A 17,096-nucleotide genomic window follows, 5' to 3' on the forward strand; every position below is an offset into this window, starting at 1 on the left:
GATCAGACCGCCCTCATCAGCAGGGTGGCGACGATGAGCACCGCCGCACCGCCGAACATCGAGACCGCGTAACTGCGCGCGTAACCGTTCTGCAGCTTGGCGATCCGGCCCGAGAGCCCGCCGACGGAGGCGGCGGTGCCGTTGACGACGCCGTCGACCAGGCTGTGGTCGACGTAGACCAGGCTGCGGGTGAGGTGCTCGCCGCCGCGGACCAGCACCACGTGGTTGAAGTCGTCCTGGAGCAGATCGCGGCGGGCGGCCCGGGTCAGCAGGCTGCCGCGCGGCGCGGTGACCGGAACGGGCCGGCGCCCGTACTGGAACCAGGCGAGCGCGACGCCGACGACGAGCACCACCACGGTCGCGGCCGTCACCGTCAGGGCGCTGACCGGCGAATGCCCGTGCGCGTGCCCGGTGACGGGCTCCAGCCACTTCAGGAAGGCGTCGTTGAGGCTGAACAGCCCGCCGGCGAAGACCGATCCGAAGGCCAGGACGACCATCGGGATCGTCATCGTCCTCGGCGACTCGTGCGGATGCGGGGCGTTGCCCTCGGCATCGGGCTGCCAGCGCTTCTCGCCGAAGAAGGTCATGATCATGACGCGGGTCATGTAGTACGCCGTGATGGCCGCGCCGAGCAGCGCCACCCCGCCGAGGATCCAGCCCTCCGTGCCGCCCTTGGCGAAGGCGGCTTCGATGATCTTGTCCTTGGAGAAGAAGCCGGACAGACCGGGGAAGCCGATGATCGCGAGATAGCCGAGGCCGAAGGTGACGAACGTGACCGGCATGTACTTCCGCAGGCCGCCGTAGCGCCGCATGTCGACCTCGTCGTTCATGCCGTGCATGACCGATCCTGCCCCGAGGAAGAGGCCGGCCTTGAAGAAGCCGTGGGTCACCAGGTGCATGATGGCGAAGACATAGCCGATCGGGCCGAGCCCGGCGGCGAGGATCATGTACCCGATCTGGGACATGGTCGAGCCCGCCAGGGCCTTCTTGATGTCGTCCTTCGCACAACCGACGATCGCACCGAAGAGCAGCGTGACCGCGCCGACCGTGACGACCGCCAACTGGGCGTCGGGGGCGCCGTTGAAGATCGCTCCGGAGCGGGTGATCAGATACACCCCGGCGGTCACCATCGTCGCCGCGTGGATGAGGGCCGAGACCGGGGTCGGGCCCTCCATCGCGTCACCGAGCCAGGACTGCAGCGGCACCTGGGCGGACTTGCCGCAGGCGGCGAGCAGCAGCATCAGCGCGACGGCCGTCAGCTTGCCCTGGCCCGCCTCGCCCGCGCTCTCCAGGACGGGCCCGAAGGCGAAGGTGCCGAAGGTGGTGAACATCAGCATGATCGCGATCGAGAGGCCGACGTCTCCGACGCGGTTGACGATGAACGCCTTCTTCGCGGCGGTGGCCGCGCTGGGCTTGTGCTGCCAGAAGCCGATCAGCAGGAACGAGGCGAGGCCGACGCCCTCCCAGCCCACGTACAGCAGGAGGTAGTTGTCGGCGACGACGAGCAGCAGCATCGCGGCGAGGAACAGATTCAGATAGCCGAAGAAGCGCCGCCGCTTCTCGTCGTGCTCCATGTAGCCGACCGAGTAGAGGTGGATCAGCGTGCCCACGCCCGTGATCAGCAGGACGAAGGTCATCGACAGCTGGTCGAGCTGGAAGCCGACGTCCGCCCGGAAGCCGCCGACCGGCACCCAGCTGAACACCGTGGTGTGCAGGGCGCGCCGCTCGCCGTCGCGGCCCAGCATGTCGGCGAAGAGCACCACGCCGATGACGAACGACACGGCCGCGAGCAGGGTGCCGATCCAATGGCCGCTCTTGTCCAGCCGCCGCCCGCCGCACAGCAGCAGGGCCGCGCCCAGCAGCGGTGCCGCGACGAGCAATCCGATGAGGTTCTCCACGTCAGCGTCCCCTTACAGCTTCAGCAGGCTGGCGTCGTCGACCGAGGCCGAGTGGCGGGAGCGGAAGATCGTCATGATGATCGCCAGGCCGACGACGACTTCGGCGGCGGCCACGACCATCGTGAAGAAGGCGATGATCTGGCCGTCGAGATTGCCGTGCATCCGGGAGAAGGCGACGAACGCCAGATTGCAGGCGTTCAGCATCAGCTCGACGCACATGAAGACGACGATCGCGTTCCGCCGGATCAGCACGCCGGCCGCTCCGATGGTGAACAACAGAGCCGCCAGATAGAGGTAGTTGACCGGGCTCACTTCGCGGCCCCCTTCGTGTCCTCGCTGTGGCCGCGCTCCAGCCAGTCCCCGGAGCGCTGCTCCAGGGCGGCCAGCTCGGCGAGCGCCTGGCCGGAGACGTCACGGATCTGGCCCCGGGCGCGGAGCGTCGGGCTGACGGTGAGCTCGGAGGGTGTGCCGTCGGGCAGCAGGCCGGGGATGTCGACGGCGTTGTGCCGGGCGTAGACGCCGGGTGCGGGCAGCGGCGGCAGCTGCTTGCCTTCTCGGACGCGCGCCTCGGACCGCTCGCGCTGGGTCGCGGCGCGCTCGGCGCGCTCGCGGTGGGTGAGCACCATCGCGCCGACGGCTGCGGTGATCAGCAGGGCGCCGGTGAGCTCGAAGGCGAAGACGTACTTGGTGAAGATGAGGGCCGCGAGGCCCTGGACGTTGCCGCCGGAGTTGGCCTGGCCGAGTCCGTTGAACTGGCGGAGCGAGGCGTTGCCGATGCCGGCGATGAGCAGGATCCCGAAGCCCAGCCCGCAGGCGGCGGCGAGCCAGCGCTGGCCCCTGATCGTCTCCTTGAGGGAGTCGGCGGCGGTGACGCCGACCAGCATGACGACGAAGAGGAACAGCATCATGATCGCGCCGGTGTAGACGACGATCTGGACGATGCCGAGGAAGTACGCGCCGTTGGCGAGGTAGAAGACCGCCAGGATGATCATGGTGGCGGCCAGCGACAGGGCGCTGTGCACGGCCTTCTTCATCAACACGGTGGCGAGCGCGCCGAGCACGGCGACGGTGCCCAGCACCCAGAACTGGACCGCCTCACCCGTCGAGGCGGTGGAAGCGGCGGCGAAGGCGAACGTACCGGCACTCATTTCCCGGCCACCTTCCGTGCGGCGGGCTCCCCGGGGCCGAAGTCGGAGGAACCCTCCTGCGGCTTGCCCCCCTTGGAGACCGCGGTCTGCTGGACGGTCCCGGGCGCGGCGCCGGTCACCAGACCGCGGTAGTAGTCCTGCTCGGTCATGCCGGGGAAGATCGCGTGAGGGGTGTCGACCATCCGGTCGTCGAGCCCCGCCAGCAGCTCCTCCTTGGTGTAGATGAGGGAGGCGCGGGTGGTGTTGGCCAGCTCGTACTCATTGGTCATCGTCAGCGCCCGGGTGGGGCACGCCTCGACGCACAGCCCGCAGAGGATGCAGCGCAGGTAGTTGATCTGGTAGACGCGGCCGTAGCGCTCACCCGGGGAGTAACGCTCCTCGTCGGTGTTGTCCGCGCCCTCCACATAGATCGCGTCCGCCGGGCAGGCCCACGCGCACAGCTCGCAGCCGACGCACTTCTCCAGGCCGTCGGGGTGGCGGTTGAGCTGGTGACGGCCGTGGAAGCGGGGGGCGGTGAGCTTTTTCTCCTCCGGGTACTGCTCGGTGAGCCGCTTCTTGAACATGGCCTTGAAGGTCACGCCGAAGCCGGCCACGGGGTTCTGGAAGGGGGTCCGGGGGGTGTCCCCCCGGGAGGGCTCAGCAGGCACCACCGGCCTCCTTTCCGTCACGGGATTCGTCACTGAGAGTATCGACGCCACCACTGACAATCAGCTCGCGGTCCTGGCGCGACCGGCGCCGTGGCACCGGCGGCAGGGTCTGCCCGGGCAGCGGCGGCACGGGGAAGCCGCCCGCCATCGGGTCGAAGCCGGGCCCGGGCTCGGCGGGTACGCCGTCGGCGCCGTCCCGCTGCCCGCCCCGGTCGCGGAAGATGTCGAACACGAAGGAGACCAGCAGGATCGCGACGACCGCGCCGCCGACGTAGAGCACGATCTCCTGGAAGTCGTACCGCTCGTTGCGCAGTGCCCGCACCGTGGCGACGAGCATCAGCCAGACCATCGAGACGGGGATGAGAACCTTCCACCCCAGCTTCATGAACTGGTCGTAGCGCAGCCGCGGCAGCGTGCCGCGCAGCCAGATGAAGAAGAACAGCAGCAGCTGGAGCTTGATGACGAACCAGAGCATCGGCCACCAGCCGTGGTTCGCGCCCTCCCAGAAGGCCGAGACCGGGTACGGGGCCCGCCAGCCGCCCAGGAAGAGCGTCACCGCGACCGCCGAGACGGTGACCATGTTGACGTACTCGGCCAGCATGAACATCGCGAACTTGATCGAGGAGTACTCGGTGTTGAAGCCGCCGACCAGGTCGCCCTCGGACTCGGGCAGGTCGAACGGCGCCCGGTTGGTCTCGCCGACCATCGACACGATGTAGATGAGGAAGGAGACCGGCAGCAGCAGCACGTACCAGCGGTCCTGCTGCGCGTCGACGATCGTCGACGTCGACATGGACCCGGAGTAGAGGAAGACGGCGGCGAAGGAGACACCCATCGCGATCTCGTAGGAGATCATCTGCGCGCAGGAGCGCAGTCCGCCGAGCAGCGGGTAGGTCGAGCCGGAGGACCAGCCCGCGAGCACGATGCCGTAGATGCCGATGGAGGCGGTGGCGAGGATGTAGAGCACCGCGATCGGCAGATCGGTGAGCTGCATCGTCGTGCGCTGGCCGAAGATGGAGACCTCGTTGCCGGCCGGGCCGAAGGGGATCACCGCGATCGCCATGAAGGCCGGGACGGCGGCGACGACCGGGGCGAGGAGATAGACCGCCTTGTCGGCGCGCTTGACGATCACGTCCTCTTTGAGCATCAGCTTGATGCCGTCCGCGAGGGACTGCAGCATGCCCCACGGGCCGTGCCGGTTGGGGCCGATGCGCAACTGCATCCAGGCGACGATCTTGCGCTCGAAGACGATCGAGAGCAGCACGGTCACCATGACGAACGCGAAGCAGAAGACCGCCTTGAGGGCGATCAGCCACCAGGGGTCCCGGCCGAACATCGACAGGTCCTCGGCGGCCAGTTCGTGGAGCGGGGGAAGGTTCGTCATCACAGCCGGACCTCCCGCGCGCCGGTGCCGGCCGTATCCGCTCCGGAGGTGTCCGGGCCGATCCGTACGAGCGCGCCCGGGCTCACGCCCACAGCGTCGGCGACCGAGCCGCCGACGGAGTTCAGCGGCAGCCACACCACCCGGTCCGGCATGGCCGTGACGGCGAGCGGCAGCCGCACCGTCCCGGCCGGGCCGGTGACGGCCAGCGACTCGCCGTCGCGCACTCCCGCCTCCGCCGCCGTGGCGGCGGAGAGCCGGGCGAGGGCCGCGTGCCGGGTGCCGGCCAGCGCTTCGTCGCCGTCCTGCAGCCGTCCCTCGTCGAGCAGCAGCCGGTGGCCCGCGAGGACCGCCTCGCCGGGCCGGGGGACGGGCAGCGGACGGGCGGACTCGGCCGGGTCCGCCGCGTGGGCACCGGTCCAGGTGCCGAGCCGGGCCATTTCCGCCCGTGCGGCCGGGACGTCCGGCAGCGCGAGGGCCGCGCCCATGGCGTCCGCGAGCATGTGCAGCACCCGGATGTCCGGCATGAGATGGCGCCGCGTCACCTGGTCCGGTTTGATCGCGACCTCGAACGGACGGGCCCGGCCCTCCCAGTTGAGGAACGTGCCCGACTTCTCCGCCACCGCGGCGACCGGCAGCACCACGTCCGCCCGGTCCGTCACCTCGCTCGGCCGCTGTTCCAGGCTGACGAGGAAGCCGATGGCGTCCAGCGCGGCACGCGCGCGTGCCGGGTCGGGCAGGTCCGCGACCTCCACCCCGGCCACCACCAGGGCACCCAGCTCGCCCGTGGCGGCCGCCTCGATGATCTGGCCGGTGTCCCGGCCGGGGCTGCGGGGCAGTTCGGCCGTGCCCCACGCGGCGGCGGTCTCCTCCCGCGCGCGCGGGTCGGTGGCCGGACGGCCGCCCGGCAGCAGGCCCGGCAGGGCGCCCGCCTCCAGCGCGCCCCGCTCGCCCGCCCGGCGCGGGATCCACACCAGGCTCGCCCCGGTCGCCGTGGCGGCCGCCACGGCGGCGGTCAGGGCGCCCGGCACGGCCGCCGTCCGCTCCCCCACGATGATCACCGAACCGGGGGCGCGCAGCGCGTCGGCCGCGGCCCGGCCGCCCGTGTCGAGCCCGCCGGAGAGACCGGCGGTGTCCGCCAGCGCCCGCAGCCACTCGGTCTCGGTGCCGGGGGCGGCGGGCAGCAGCGTGCCGCCGGCCTTCACCAGCCCGCGCGTGGCGTGCGTGGCGAGGGCGAAGAGACGCTGCCCGTGCTTGCGGTGCGCCTTGCGCAGCCGCAGGAACACCCCGGGCGCCTCCTCCTCCGCCTCGAATCCGACGAGCAGCACCGCCGGGGCCTTCTCCAGCGCCGCGTACGTCAGCCCGCCGCCGTCGACGTCCCGGCCGCGCCCGGCGATCCGGGCCGCGAGGAAGTCGGTCTCCTCTGCGCTGTGCACGCGGGCGCGGAAGTCGATGTCATGGGTGTCGAGGGCGACGCGGGCGAACTTGGCGTAGGCGTAGGCGTCCTCGACGGTCAGCCGGCCGCCCGTCAGCACCCCGGCCCGGCCGCGCGCGGCGGACAGCCCGCGGGCCGCGGCGTCGAGCGCCTCGGGCCAGCTCGCCGGCTCCAGCACGCCGTCGGCGTTCCGCACGAGCGGGTGCGTCAGCCGGTCCGGCCGCTGCGCGTAGCGGAACGCGAAGCGGCCCTTGTCGCACACCCATTCCTCGTTGACCTCGGGGTCGTCGGCGGCGAGGCGGCGCATGACCTTGCCGCGCCGGTGGTCGGTGCGCGTCGCGCAGCCGCCCGCGCAGTGCTCGCAGACCGTCGGCGAGGAGACCAGGTCGAAGGGCCGGGCGCGGAAGCGGTACGCCGCCGAGGTGAGCGCCCCCACCGGGCAGATCTGGATGGTGTTGCCCGAGAAGTACGACTCGAAGGGGTCGCCCTCGCCCGTGCCGACCTGCTGGAGCGCGCCGCGCTCCAGGAGCTCGATCATCGGGTCGCCCGCGATCTGCTGGGAGAAGCGGGTGCAGCGCGCGCACAGCACGCACCGCTCGCGGTCCAGCAGCACCTGGGGGGAGAGCGGCACCGGCTTCTCGAAGGTGCGCTTGTGGCCCTCGAAGCGGGTGTCGGACTGCCCGGCGGTCATCGCCTGGTTCTGCAGGGGGCATTCGCCGCCCTTGTCGCAGACCGGGCAGTCGAGCGGGTGGTTGATGAGCAGCAGCTCCATCACCCCGCGCTGGGCCTTCTCGGCGACGGGCGAGGTGAGCTGGGTCCTGACCACCATGCCGTCGGTGCAGGTGATCGTGCAGGACGCCATCGGCTTGCGCTGGCCCTCGACCTCGACGATGCACTGGCGGCAGGCACCGGCGGGGTCGAGCAGCGGGTGGTCGCAGAACCGGGGGATCTCGATGCCGAGCAGTTCGGCGGCCCGGATGACGAGCGTGCCCTTGGGCACGGAGAGGGCGATGCCGTCGATGGTGACGGAGACGAGATCGTCCGGCGGCGGCGCCGCCTCTCCTCCGGAGGGGGCGGACGTGGTGACGGTCATGCGTGCACCTCCGGGTGCGACGTCCTGGTGTCGTCGGCCCACACCGTCGACGCGGCCGGGTCGAAGGGGCAGCCCTTGCCGGTGATGTGCCGTTCGTACTCCTCGCGGAAGTACTTCAGCGAGGAGAAGATCGGGCTCGCGGCGCCGTCGCCGAGTGCGCAGAAGGACTTGCCGTTGATGTTGTCGGCGATGTCGTTGATCTTGTCGAGGTCGGCCATGCGCCCCTTGCCGGCTTCGATGTCGCGGAGCAACTGCACCAGCCAGTACGTGCCTTCGCGGCAGGGTGTGCACTTGCCGCAGGACTCGTGGGCGTAGAACTCGGTCCAGCGGGTGACGGCCCGCACGACACAGGTCGTCTCGTCGAAGCACTGCAGGGCCTTGGTGCCGAGCATCGATCCGGCGGCGCCCACCGCCTCGTAGTCGAGCGGCACGTCGAGGTGCTCGTCGGTGAACATCGGGGTGGACGAGCCACCCGGCGTCCAGAACTTGAGCCGGTGGCCGGGGCGCATGCCGCCGCTCATCTCCAGCAGCTGGCGCAGCGTGATCCCCAGCGGCGCCTCGTACTGGCCGGGGCCCGCGACATGGCCGCTGAGGGAGTAGAGCGTGAAGCCCGGGGACTTCTCGCTGCCCATCGAACGGAACCAGTCCTTACCGCGGTTCAGGATCGCGGGAACCGAGGCGATGGACTCGACGTTGTTCACCACGGTGGGGCAGGCGTAGAGGCCGGCGACCGCGGGGAAGGGGGGCCGGAGCCGGGGCTGGCCGCGGCGGCCTTCGAGCGAGTCGAGGAGTGCCGTTTCCTCGCCGCAGATGTACGCCCCCGCACCCGCGTGCACGGTGATCTCGAGGTCGAGTCCGCTGCCCAGGATGTTCCGGCCGAGGTAGCCCGCCGCGCGGGCCTCCCGCACGGCCTCGTGCAGCCGGCGCAGTACGGGGACGGTCTCGCCGCGCAGATAGATGAAGGCGTGTTCCGAGCGGATCGCGTAACAGGCGATCAGCATGCCCTCGATGAGGGAGTGTGGATTGGCGAAGAGCAGCGGGATGTCCTTGCAGGTGCCCGGCTCGGACTCGTCCGCGTTGACGACGAGGTAGTGCGGTTTGCCGTCGCCCTGCGGGATGAACTGCCATTTCATCCCGGTGGGGAAGCCCGCGCCGCCCCTGCCGCGCAGCCCGGAGTCCTTGACGTAGGCGATCACTTCGTCGGGGGACATCGCGAGTGCCTTGCGCAGGCCCTGATAGCCGTCGTGGCGCCGGTAGGTCTCCAGCGTCCAGGACTCCGGCTGGTCCCAGAAGGCGCTCAGCACGGGTGCGAGCAGCTTCTCGGGACTGGTTTCGTTGAGAGCGGCTGCCACGGTCATCCCTCCCCCTCCTCGGCGATCGGCCCGGCCGGGAAGTCCGGGTCGGAGTCGGACGTCTTCTGGGGTGCGTCGTGCGAGCTGGGGTGCCGCTGGGGCGGCTGTTCGTCGTGGTGCGGAGGGGTGTCCTGCTGCGGTACGCCGCCGCGCGGGGGGCCGACCCGGGCCGGTCCGCTCTCGCCCCGGGCCAGCCGGAGTCCCGCCAGTGAGGCGTGCCCGGCACCACCGGTCGCCGCGACGGCGCCCGGCCGCTCGTCGGGGAAGCCGGCCAGGATGCGGGCCGTCTCCTTGTACGTGCACAGGGGGGCGCCGCGCGTGGGCTCGACCGTGCGGCCCGCGCGCAGGTCGTCGACGAGCCGCTTGGCGCTCTCGACGGTCTGGTTGTCGAAGAACTCCCAGTTGACCATCACGACGGGCGCGAAGTCGCAGGCGGCGTTGCACTCGATGTGTTCGAGGGTGACCTTGCCGTCGGGGGTCGTCTCCTCGTTGCCGACGCCCAGGTGCTGTTTCAGGGCGTCGAAGATGGCGTCGCCGCCGAGCACCGCGCACAGGGTGTTGGTGCAGACCCCCACCTGGTAGTCGCCGCTGGGCCGGCGGCGGTACATGGTGTAGAAGGTCGAGACCGCGGTGACCTCGGCGGTGGTCAGGCCGAGCTGCTCGGCGCAGAAGCGGACGCCGGTGCGGGTGACGTGCCCCTCCTCGGCCTGGACGAGGTGCAGCAGCGGCAGCAGCGCGCTGCGGCTGTCGGGGTAGCGGGCGATCACCTCCTTCGCGTCCGCGTCGAGCCGGGCGCGGACCTCTGCGGGGTAGTCGGGGGCGGGGAGCTGCGGCATCCCCAGCTGCACCCCTTGACTGCTCGATGTGGCACTCACCGGTCGACGCCTCCCATCACGGGGTCGATGGACGCGACGGCGACGATGACGTCGGCCACCTGGCCGCCCTCGCACATCGCCGCCATGGACTGGAGGTTGGTGAAGGAGGGATCGCGGAAGTGGACGCGGTAGGGGCGGGTGCCGCCGTCGCTGACCACGTGCACGCCCAGCTCGCCCTTGGGGGATTCCACCGCCACGTACACCTGCCCGGGCGGTACCCGGAAGCCTTCCGTCACCAGCTTGAAGTGGTGGATCAGGGCCTCCATCGAGGTGCCCATGATCTTCTTGATGTGGTCGAGGGAGTTGCCGAGGCCGTCCGGGCCGAGCGCCAGCTGGGCGGGCCAGGCGATCTTCTTGTCGGCCACCATGACCGGGCCCGGCTCCAGCCGGTCCAGGCACTGCTCGACGATCCGCAGCGACTGGCGCATCTCCTCCAGCCGGATGAGGAAGCGCCCGTAGGCGTCGCAGGTGTCGGCGGTCGGGACGTCGAAGTCGTACGTCTCGTAGCCGCAGTAGGGCTGGGACTTGCGCAGGTCGTGCGGGAGGCCGGCGGCGCGCAGGATCGGGCCCGTCGCGCCGAGGGCCATGCAGCCGGCGAGGTCCAGATAACCGACGTCCTGCAACCGGCCCTTGAAGATCGGGTTGCCGGTGGCGAGCTTGTCGTACTCGGGGAAGTTCTTGCGCATCTTCTTCACGAATTCGCGCACCGCGTCCACCGCGCCCGGGGGCAGGTCCTGGGCGAGCCCGCCGGGCCGGATGTACGCGTGGTTCAGCCGCAGCCCGGTGATCAGCTCGTACAGGTCCAGGATCATCTCGCGGTCCCGGATGCCGTAGATCATGATCGTGGTGGCGCCGAGCTCCATGCCGCCGGTGGCGATGCACACCAGGTGCGAGGAGATGCGGTTCAGCTCCATCAGCATCACGCGGACGATCGTGGCCCGGTCCGGGACCTGGTCCTCGATGCCGAGCAGCCGCTCCACGCCCATGCAGTACGCCGTCTCGTTGTAGAACGAGGTGAGGTAGTCCATGCGCGTGACGAAGGTGGTGCCCTGCGTCCAGTTGCGGTATTCGAGGTTCTTCTCGATGCCGGTGTGGAGATAGCCGATGCCGCAGCGGGCCTCGGTGACCGTCTCGCCGTCGATCTCCAGGATCAGGCGGAGCACCCCGTGGGTGGAGGGGTGCTGGGGGCCCATGTTGACGATGATCCGCTCGTCGTCGGCCCGCTTGGCCGCCGCCGCGATCTCGTCCCAGTCGCCACCGGTGACGGTGTAGACGGGGCCCTCGGTGGTGTCGCGGGCACTGGCTCGGGGAGTGCTCATCAGGTGTACGACCTCCGCTGGTCCGGAGCCGGGATCTGGGCGCCCTTGTACTCGACGGGAATGCCGCCGAGGGGGTAGTCCTTGCGCTGCGGGTGGCCCTGCCAGTCGGCCGGCATGAAGATCCGCGTGAGCGCCGGGTGGCCGTCGAAGATCAGGCCGAAGAAGTCGTAGGTCTCGCGCTCGTGCCAGTCGTTGGTCGGGTAGACGTCGACGATCGACGGCACGTGCGGATCGCTGTCGGGGGCGCTGACCTCCAGCCGGATCAGCCGGTTGTGGGTGATCGAGCGCAGGTGGTAGACCGCGTGCAGCTCGCGTCCCTTGTCGCCCTCGAAGTGCACTCCGCTCACGCCGGTGCACAGCTCGAAGCGGAGCGCCGGGTCGTCGCGCAGGGTGCGGGCGACGCGCGGCAGGTGTTCGCGGGCGATGTGGAAGGTGATCTCGCCGCGGTCGACGACGGTCTTCTCGATCGCGTTCTCCGGGACGAGCCCCTGCTCCTCGAGGGCGCCCTCCAGCTCGTCGGCCACCTCGTCGAACCAGCCGCCGTACGGGCGGCTCGACGCTCCCGGCAGCCGTACGGTCCGCACCAGGCCGCCGTAGCCGCTGGTGTCGCCGCCGTTCCCGACGCCGAACATGCCGCGCTGGACGCGAATGGCCTCGCCCTGCTCGCCGCGCTGGCCCGGGAGCCGCTCGTCCGGTGCCTGTTCCTGCTCGCTCACCGCAGCAGACCCTTCATCTCGATCAACGGCAGGGCCTTGAGCGCCGTTTGCTCCGCCTCACGCTCCGCTTCCTCGCGGTGCGCGCCGAGCTTCTCGCCCTGGATCTTCCGGTGCAGCTTCAGGATCGCGTCCATCAGCATCTCGGGGCGGGGCGGGCAGCCGGGCAGATAGATGTCGACCGGCACGATGTGGTCGACGCCCTGCACGATGGCGTAGTTGTTGAACATGCCGCCGCTGGAGGCGCAGACCCCCATGGAGATCACCCACTTGGGGTTCGGCATCTGGTCGTAGATCTGGCGCAGCACCGGCGCCATCTTCTGGCTGACCCGCCCGGCCACGATCATCAGATCGGCCTGGCGGGGCGAGCCGCGGAAGATCTCCATGCCGAAGCGGGCGAGGTCGTAGCGCCCGGCGCCGGTCGACATCACCTCGATGGCGCAGCAGGCCAGGCCGAAGGTGGCCGGGAAGACGGACGACTTGCGGACCCAGCCGGCGGCCTGCTCGACGGTGGTCAGCGCGAAGCCGCTGGGCAGCTTCTCTTCGAGTCCCACGGTTGGTGCCCCCTAGTCCCATTCCAGGCCGCCGCGCCGCCAGACATAGGCGTAGGCGACGAAGACGGTGAGCACGAAGAGCAGCATCTCCACGAGCCCGAACAACCCCAGGGCGTCGAAGGTGACGGCCCAGGGATAGAGGAAGACGATCTCGATGTCGAAGACGATGAAGAGCATCGCCGTCAGGTAGTACTTGATCGGGAAGCGCCCGCCACCGGCCGGCTGCGGGGTCGGTTGGACGCCGCATTCATAGGCCTCGAGCTTGGCGCGGTTGTACCTCTTGGGCCCGATGAGCGAGGCCATGACCACGGAGAAGATCGCGAAGCCTGCTCCGAGGGCTCCCAGTACGAGGATGGGCGCGTAGGCGTTCACCGCTCCTCGCTCCTTCCAGTCGACGCTGACTGCTGGCTGACCGGACCCGGCGGGCGCACCGCGCTCAGATCCGGGGGCCGTGGCGTCGCCACGAAGATCACCCCCATGTGAGGCAGTTCACAAGCCCGGGTCGCCTGCATCCTATGCCCGCCGGTCTGTGATCTGCGACACGGGGTACGCGCCGGTGTTTGTGATCTACGCCACCTGACGAACGATCATCAAGTCGGATGAGCAGTGATCTTCATACGCGAAGCGGCCGAGTGATCACGAGAGGTGACATTCAGGGGCGTTCACGCTGGTGGGAAGGGGTGAGCCATTATCAAGCCATGGCCGGTGCAGGCAAATTGGCAATGCCACCCGTCAACTGATAAGGGAGTGCCACTCGGTGGGACGACGGCGGTCATCCGTCGGCACCCACTGCTCCCCGATCGCGGGGTGCGCTCCGATTCGCCCCCCGGCCCGGGAAGGGCGCACGGGGCGGGAGTGGCGTGACGTCCGCCACGCGACGACAGGTTTCCTGTGCGGATTCGAGGGGAAGCCTCGACGGGCGAGCCATAAAAGTGATAGGCCGTCCAATGGGCGGCGCGGATGGCCAAATGCCATGCTGAGGCACATGATCGCGGGTCACGGGCAGGTCACGGTCGCGACGACCCCGGGGGCGAAAAGTCCGAATTCCAGGCGCGCGCACGGCGATTGTGGCGCACGCCACTTTTGTTGATCTCAACCTACGGGGACTGATAGCCGTTGTTCCATGTCCCCGAACGCGCAGATAACCAGCCACCGGAAGCCCCGCCGTGCGACGCAGTCCTGGGTGGTCCGCACCGGCGTTGCAGGCGGTGTCCTCGGCACCCTCGCGGTGACCGGGGCGGCGGCCGCCAACGCCGCCGAGAAGCCCGTCGAGTCGACGATGGAGATGCCGGCGATCAACGCCGCCCTCGCCGCCTCCATCACGCAGAGCGCCGCCTCCACGCACCAGGCCGCCTTCGACTACGAGGTCCAGGCGCAGCAGGAGAAGGCCGAGGGCGAGGCCCGCGCCGAGGCCAAGAAGGTCAAGGACGAGGCCGACCGCAAGGCCGAGGCCGAGAAGAAGGTCGCCGAGGCCAAGGAGAAGGAAGCCGCGCAGGCCCGCGCCTCCCGCACCTCCGACCGTTCGGAGCTGGGCACCAAGTCCGCTTCCGCCGACTCCTCCGAGGGCACCGAGACCGCGGGCTCCGGCTCCACCGCCGGTTCCTCCGCCACGGGCTCGGCCGCGACGCTGGTCTCCTACCTCAAGGCGCAGGTCGGCAAGGCGTACGTGATGGGCTCCACCGGCCCCTCCTCGTTCGACTGCTCGGGTCTGGTCATGTCGGCCTACAGCCAGATCGGCATCGACCTCCCCCGCATCTCGCAGGACCAGTCGACGGCGGGCACCGCGGTGTCCCTCGACAACCTCCAGGTCGGCGACATCCTCTACTGGGGCTCCGCCGGCAGCGCTTACCACGTGGGCGTGTACATCGGTGACGGCAAGTTCATCGGCGCGCAGAACCCGAGCACGGGTGTCGTCGAGCGCTCGATGAGCTACTCCCCGCCGACGGGTGCCGTTCGCGTCATGTGACGCGGGTACCCCCAGCATCCTTCGAAGGCCGCCGTTCCCCTCCGCTCGGGACGGCGGCCTTCGGCGTGTGCGGCGGCGCCCCGGGCGCGGAAGAATTCGCTTGGCCGCCGAGTGATTTGCCGCAACAATCCTGGTATGGCACGAACCTTTGAGGAACTGGTGGCCGAGGCCGAGACCGTCCCGGTCGACGGCTGGGACTTCTCCTGGCTGGACGGCCGGGCCACCGAGCAGCGCCCCTCCTGGGGCTACCAGCGCACGATGGGCGAGCACCTGGCCCGCGCGTCCGCCGCTCTCGACATCCAGACGGGCGGCGGTGAGGTCCTCGCCGGGGTACCGAAGCTGCCCGCCCTGATGGTGGCCACGGAGTCCTGGCCGCCGAACGTCGCGAAGGCGACCGAGCTGCTGCACCCGCTCGGCGCGGTCGTCGTCGCGGACCCCGACGAACCGCCCCTGCCGTTCGCCGACGCGGCCTTCGACCTGGTGACCAGCCGTCACCCGGCGACGGTGTGGTGGTCGGAGATCGCCCGGGTGCTCCGCCCCGGCGGCACCTATCTCGCCCAGCACGTCGGCCCGGCCAGCGTCTTCGAACTGGTCGAGTACTTCCTCGGCCCGCAGCCCGAGGAGATCCGGCGCAGGCGCCACCCCGACGACGAGCGGCGGGAGGCGGAGGCGGCCGGCCTTCAGATCCTCGACCTGCGGCTGGAGTCCCTGCGGACCGAGTTCTTCGACATCGGCGCGGTGATCTACTTCCTGCGGAAGGTGATCTGGATGGTCCCCGGCTTCACCGTCGACCGGTACCGCGACCGGCTGCGCGAGCTCGACGAACACATCCGGGCCGAGGGCTCCTTCGTCGCGCACTCGACCCGCTTCCTGATCGAGGCCCGCAAGCCGGCCTGACCCGAGGCCCTGCGGGGGCCCTGGTAGCGGTCGCCACCTCACCGCCACGCCGATTATCGTGGCGGGCGTGACCGAGACCTGGGATCCGAACGCCGCCGGTGTGCTGAGGCTGCCGTCCGGGCGGCTCGTGCGGGGGCGGGGGCTGCGGCGGGGCCTGCCGGCCGGGGTCACGCCCGCCTTCGCCGTGTATCTGCTCGGCAAGCAGCCGCCCGAAGTGCCCTGGGAGGCACGGTGGTTGCGGTGGCCGGACTTCCGGCTGCCCGCCCGGGGCACGGACGCCCGGGGGGTGCTGGGCGAGGCCTGGGAGCGGGCCGCCGGCGACCGGGTCGAGGTGGCCTGCGGTGGCGGCCGGGGGCGCACCGGCACGGCTCTGGCCTGCATCGCCGTGCTCGACGGGGTGCCGGCCAACCGGGCGGTGGCCTTCGTCCGCGAGCATTACGACCCGCACGCCGTCGAAACCCCCTGGCAGCGGCGCTACGTGAGGCGCTTCGCGGACGGGCCGGCGTAGGCGCGCGCCGTACGACGCGCGCCGGCCACCGTCAGGAGCGCGGGGCCACCTTGCTCAGCCCGTTGATGATGCGGTCCATCGCGTCGCCGCCCGTCGGGTCCGTGAGGTTCGCCAGCATCTTGAGCGTGAACTTCATCAGCAGCGGGTGCGTCAGGCCGCGCTGCGTCGCGATCTGCATGACCTTCGGGTTGCCGATGAGCTTCACGAACGCGCGGCCCAGCGTGTAGTAGCCGCCGTAGGTGTCCTTGAGGACCTTCGGGTAGCGCTGCAGGGCCAGCTCGCGCTGGGCGTAGGAGGAGCGGGCGTGGGCCTGGACGATGACGTCCGCGGCGAGCTGGCCGGACTCCATGGCGTAGGCGATGCCCTCGCCGTTGAACGGATTGACCAGGCCGCCCGCGTCGCCGACGAGCAACAGGCCGCGCGTGTAGTGGGGTTGGCGGTTGAAGGCCATCGGAAGCGCGGCGCCGCGGATCGGCGTCGTCATGTTGTCCGGGGTGTAGCCCCAGTCCTCCGGCATCGAGGCGCACCACGCCTTGAGGATCTCGCGCCAGTCCAGCTCCTTGAAGGAGCTGGAGGTGTTCAGGACGCCGAGGCCGACGTTGGACGTGCCGTCGCCCATGCCGAAGATCCAGCCGTAGCCGGGCAGCAGCCGGTCGGTGGCGCCGCGCCGGTCCCACAGCTCCAGCCACGACTCCAGGTAGTCGTCGTCGTGGCGCGGGGAGGTGAAGTACGTCCGGACGGCCACGCCCATCGGGCGGTCCTCGCGGCGGTGCAGGCCCATCGCGAGGGAGAGCCGGGTGGAGTTGCCGTCGGCGGCGACCACCAGGGGGGCGTGGAAGGTGACCGGGGTCTTCTCCTCGCCGAGCTTGGCGTGCACGCCCGTGATGCGGCCCGTGCGGTCGTCGATGACGGGCGCGCCCACGTTGCAGCGCTCGTACAGCCGGGCGCCGGCTTTCTGGGCCTGGCGGGCGAGCTGCTCGTCGAAGTCGTCGCGCTTACGGACCAGGCCGTAGTCGGGGAAGGAGGCGAGGTCCGGCCAGTCGAGCTGGAGGCGGACGCCGCCGCCGATGATGCGCAGGCCCTTGTTGCGCAGCCAGCCCGCCTCCTCGGAGATGTCGATCCCCATGGAGACGAGCTGCTTGGTGGCCCGCGGGGTCAGGCCGTCACCGCACACCTTCTCGCGCGGGAACGCCGTCTTCTCCAGCAGGAGGACATCGAGCCCCGCCTTGGCCAGGTAGTACGCGGTGGTCGAGCCGGCGGGACCCGCCCCGACCACGATCACATCGGCGCTGCGCTCTGAGTCGGTCAAG

Annotated in this window: 16 protein-coding genes; 3 read left to right on the top strand and 13 right to left on the bottom strand. The window is 70.5% G+C overall.

Going from position 1 to position 17,096, the window contains the following annotated elements:
• Positions 1-2: 2 nt before the first annotated feature.
• Genes nuoL through AB8O64_RS16595 form a run of 12 tightly spaced genes read right to left on the bottom strand, consistent with a single transcriptional unit; the run spans position 3 to position 12,787 of the window.
• Positions 3-1,898, bottom strand: a complete 1,896-nt coding sequence (gene nuoL / locus AB8O64_RS16540; RefSeq protein WP_370419823.1) for an NADH-quinone oxidoreductase subunit L — start codon at positions 1,896-1,898, stop codon at positions 3-5.
• Between the two features lie 12 nt (positions 1,899-1,910).
• A complete protein-coding gene (nuoK, locus tag AB8O64_RS16545) occupies positions 1,911-2,210 on the bottom strand; it encodes an NADH-quinone oxidoreductase subunit NuoK (RefSeq protein ID WP_130878910.1) in 300 nt (99 codons plus the stop codon).
• Positions 2,207-3,046: an NADH-quinone oxidoreductase subunit J gene (locus AB8O64_RS16550; protein ID WP_370419824.1), complete on the bottom strand. Its 840-nt coding sequence runs from the start codon at positions 3,044-3,046 to the stop codon at positions 2,207-2,209. The genes nuoK and AB8O64_RS16550 overlap by 4 nt, the downstream gene beginning before the upstream one ends.
• Positions 3,043-3,693, bottom strand: coding sequence for an NADH-quinone oxidoreductase subunit NuoI (nuoI, locus tag AB8O64_RS16555; protein ID WP_370419825.1), 651 nt, complete (start codon positions 3,691-3,693; stop codon positions 3,043-3,045). The genes AB8O64_RS16550 and nuoI overlap by 4 nt, the downstream gene beginning before the upstream one ends.
• The gene (gene nuoH / locus AB8O64_RS16560) at positions 3,683-5,077 is read right to left on the bottom strand and encodes an NADH-quinone oxidoreductase subunit NuoH (protein ID WP_370419826.1); all 1,395 of its coding nucleotides are present in this window, start codon (positions 5,075-5,077) and stop codon (positions 3,683-3,685) included. The genes nuoI and nuoH overlap by 11 nt, the downstream gene beginning before the upstream one ends.
• On the bottom strand, positions 5,077-7,602 hold the full coding sequence (locus AB8O64_RS16565) for an NADH-quinone oxidoreductase subunit G (protein ID WP_370419827.1): 2,526 nt from the start codon (positions 7,600-7,602) through the stop codon (positions 5,077-5,079). Before AB8O64_RS16565 ends, nuoH begins: the two co-directional genes overlap by 1 nt.
• The gene (gene nuoF / locus AB8O64_RS16570) at positions 7,599-8,960 is read right to left on the bottom strand and encodes an NADH-quinone oxidoreductase subunit NuoF (RefSeq protein ID WP_130878906.1); all 1,362 of its coding nucleotides are present in this window, start codon (positions 8,958-8,960) and stop codon (positions 7,599-7,601) included. Before nuoF ends, AB8O64_RS16565 begins: the two co-directional genes overlap by 4 nt.
• Positions 8,957-9,790 (bottom strand): NADH-quinone oxidoreductase subunit NuoE, encoded by an 834-nt coding sequence (gene nuoE / locus AB8O64_RS16575; protein ID WP_370419828.1) that lies wholly within the window; start codon positions 9,788-9,790, stop codon positions 8,957-8,959. Before nuoE ends, nuoF begins: the two co-directional genes overlap by 4 nt.
• Before the next feature lie 35 nt (positions 9,791-9,825).
• Positions 9,826-11,148 (bottom strand): NADH-quinone oxidoreductase subunit D, encoded by a 1,323-nt coding sequence (locus AB8O64_RS16580; protein WP_365211381.1) that lies wholly within the window; start codon positions 11,146-11,148, stop codon positions 9,826-9,828.
• The gene (locus AB8O64_RS16585; RefSeq protein ID WP_370419829.1) at positions 11,148-11,864 is read right to left on the bottom strand and encodes an NADH-quinone oxidoreductase subunit C; all 717 of its coding nucleotides are present in this window, start codon (positions 11,862-11,864) and stop codon (positions 11,148-11,150) included. Before AB8O64_RS16585 ends, AB8O64_RS16580 begins: the two co-directional genes overlap by 1 nt.
• Positions 11,861-12,415 carry an NADH-quinone oxidoreductase subunit B family protein gene (locus AB8O64_RS16590; RefSeq protein ID WP_130878902.1) on the bottom strand — a complete coding sequence of 185 codons (555 nt, stop codon included), beginning with the start codon at positions 12,413-12,415 and terminating at the stop codon, positions 11,861-11,863. Before AB8O64_RS16590 ends, AB8O64_RS16585 begins: the two co-directional genes overlap by 4 nt.
• A 12-nt stretch (positions 12,416-12,427) precedes the next feature.
• Positions 12,428-12,787 carry an NADH-quinone oxidoreductase subunit A gene (locus AB8O64_RS16595; RefSeq protein WP_130878901.1) on the bottom strand — a complete coding sequence of 120 codons (360 nt, stop codon included), beginning with the start codon at positions 12,785-12,787 and terminating at the stop codon, positions 12,428-12,430.
• Between the two features lie 751 nt (positions 12,788-13,538).
• Between AB8O64_RS16595 and AB8O64_RS16600 the strand changes: the two genes are divergently transcribed.
• From AB8O64_RS16600 to AB8O64_RS16610, 3 genes are all read left to right on the top strand, one after another.
• The gene (locus AB8O64_RS16600; RefSeq protein ID WP_366687720.1) at positions 13,539-14,381 is read left to right on the top strand and encodes an NlpC/P60 family protein; all 843 of its coding nucleotides are present in this window, start codon (positions 13,539-13,541) and stop codon (positions 14,379-14,381) included.
• Between the two features lie 135 nt (positions 14,382-14,516).
• Positions 14,517-15,278 (top strand): class I SAM-dependent methyltransferase, encoded by a 762-nt coding sequence (locus AB8O64_RS16605; RefSeq protein ID WP_370419830.1) that lies wholly within the window; start codon positions 14,517-14,519, stop codon positions 15,276-15,278.
• A gap of 67 nt (positions 15,279-15,345) precedes the next feature.
• A complete protein-coding gene (locus AB8O64_RS16610; RefSeq protein WP_370419831.1) occupies positions 15,346-15,786 on the top strand; it encodes a protein phosphatase in 441 nt (146 codons plus the stop codon).
• A gap of 31 nt (positions 15,787-15,817) precedes the next feature.
• Here AB8O64_RS16610 and AB8O64_RS16615 read toward each other — a convergent pair whose 3' ends face one another.
• Positions 15,818-17,095 carry a geranylgeranyl reductase family protein gene (locus tag AB8O64_RS16615; RefSeq protein ID WP_370419832.1) on the bottom strand — a complete coding sequence of 426 codons (1,278 nt, stop codon included), beginning with the start codon at positions 17,093-17,095 and terminating at the stop codon, positions 15,818-15,820.
• Position 17,096 lies beyond the last annotated feature (1 nt).

The organism is Streptomyces sp. QH1-20, from assembly GCF_041283565.1.
Classification (GTDB): Bacteria; Actinomycetota; Actinomycetes; order Streptomycetales; family Streptomycetaceae; genus Streptomyces; species Streptomyces syringius.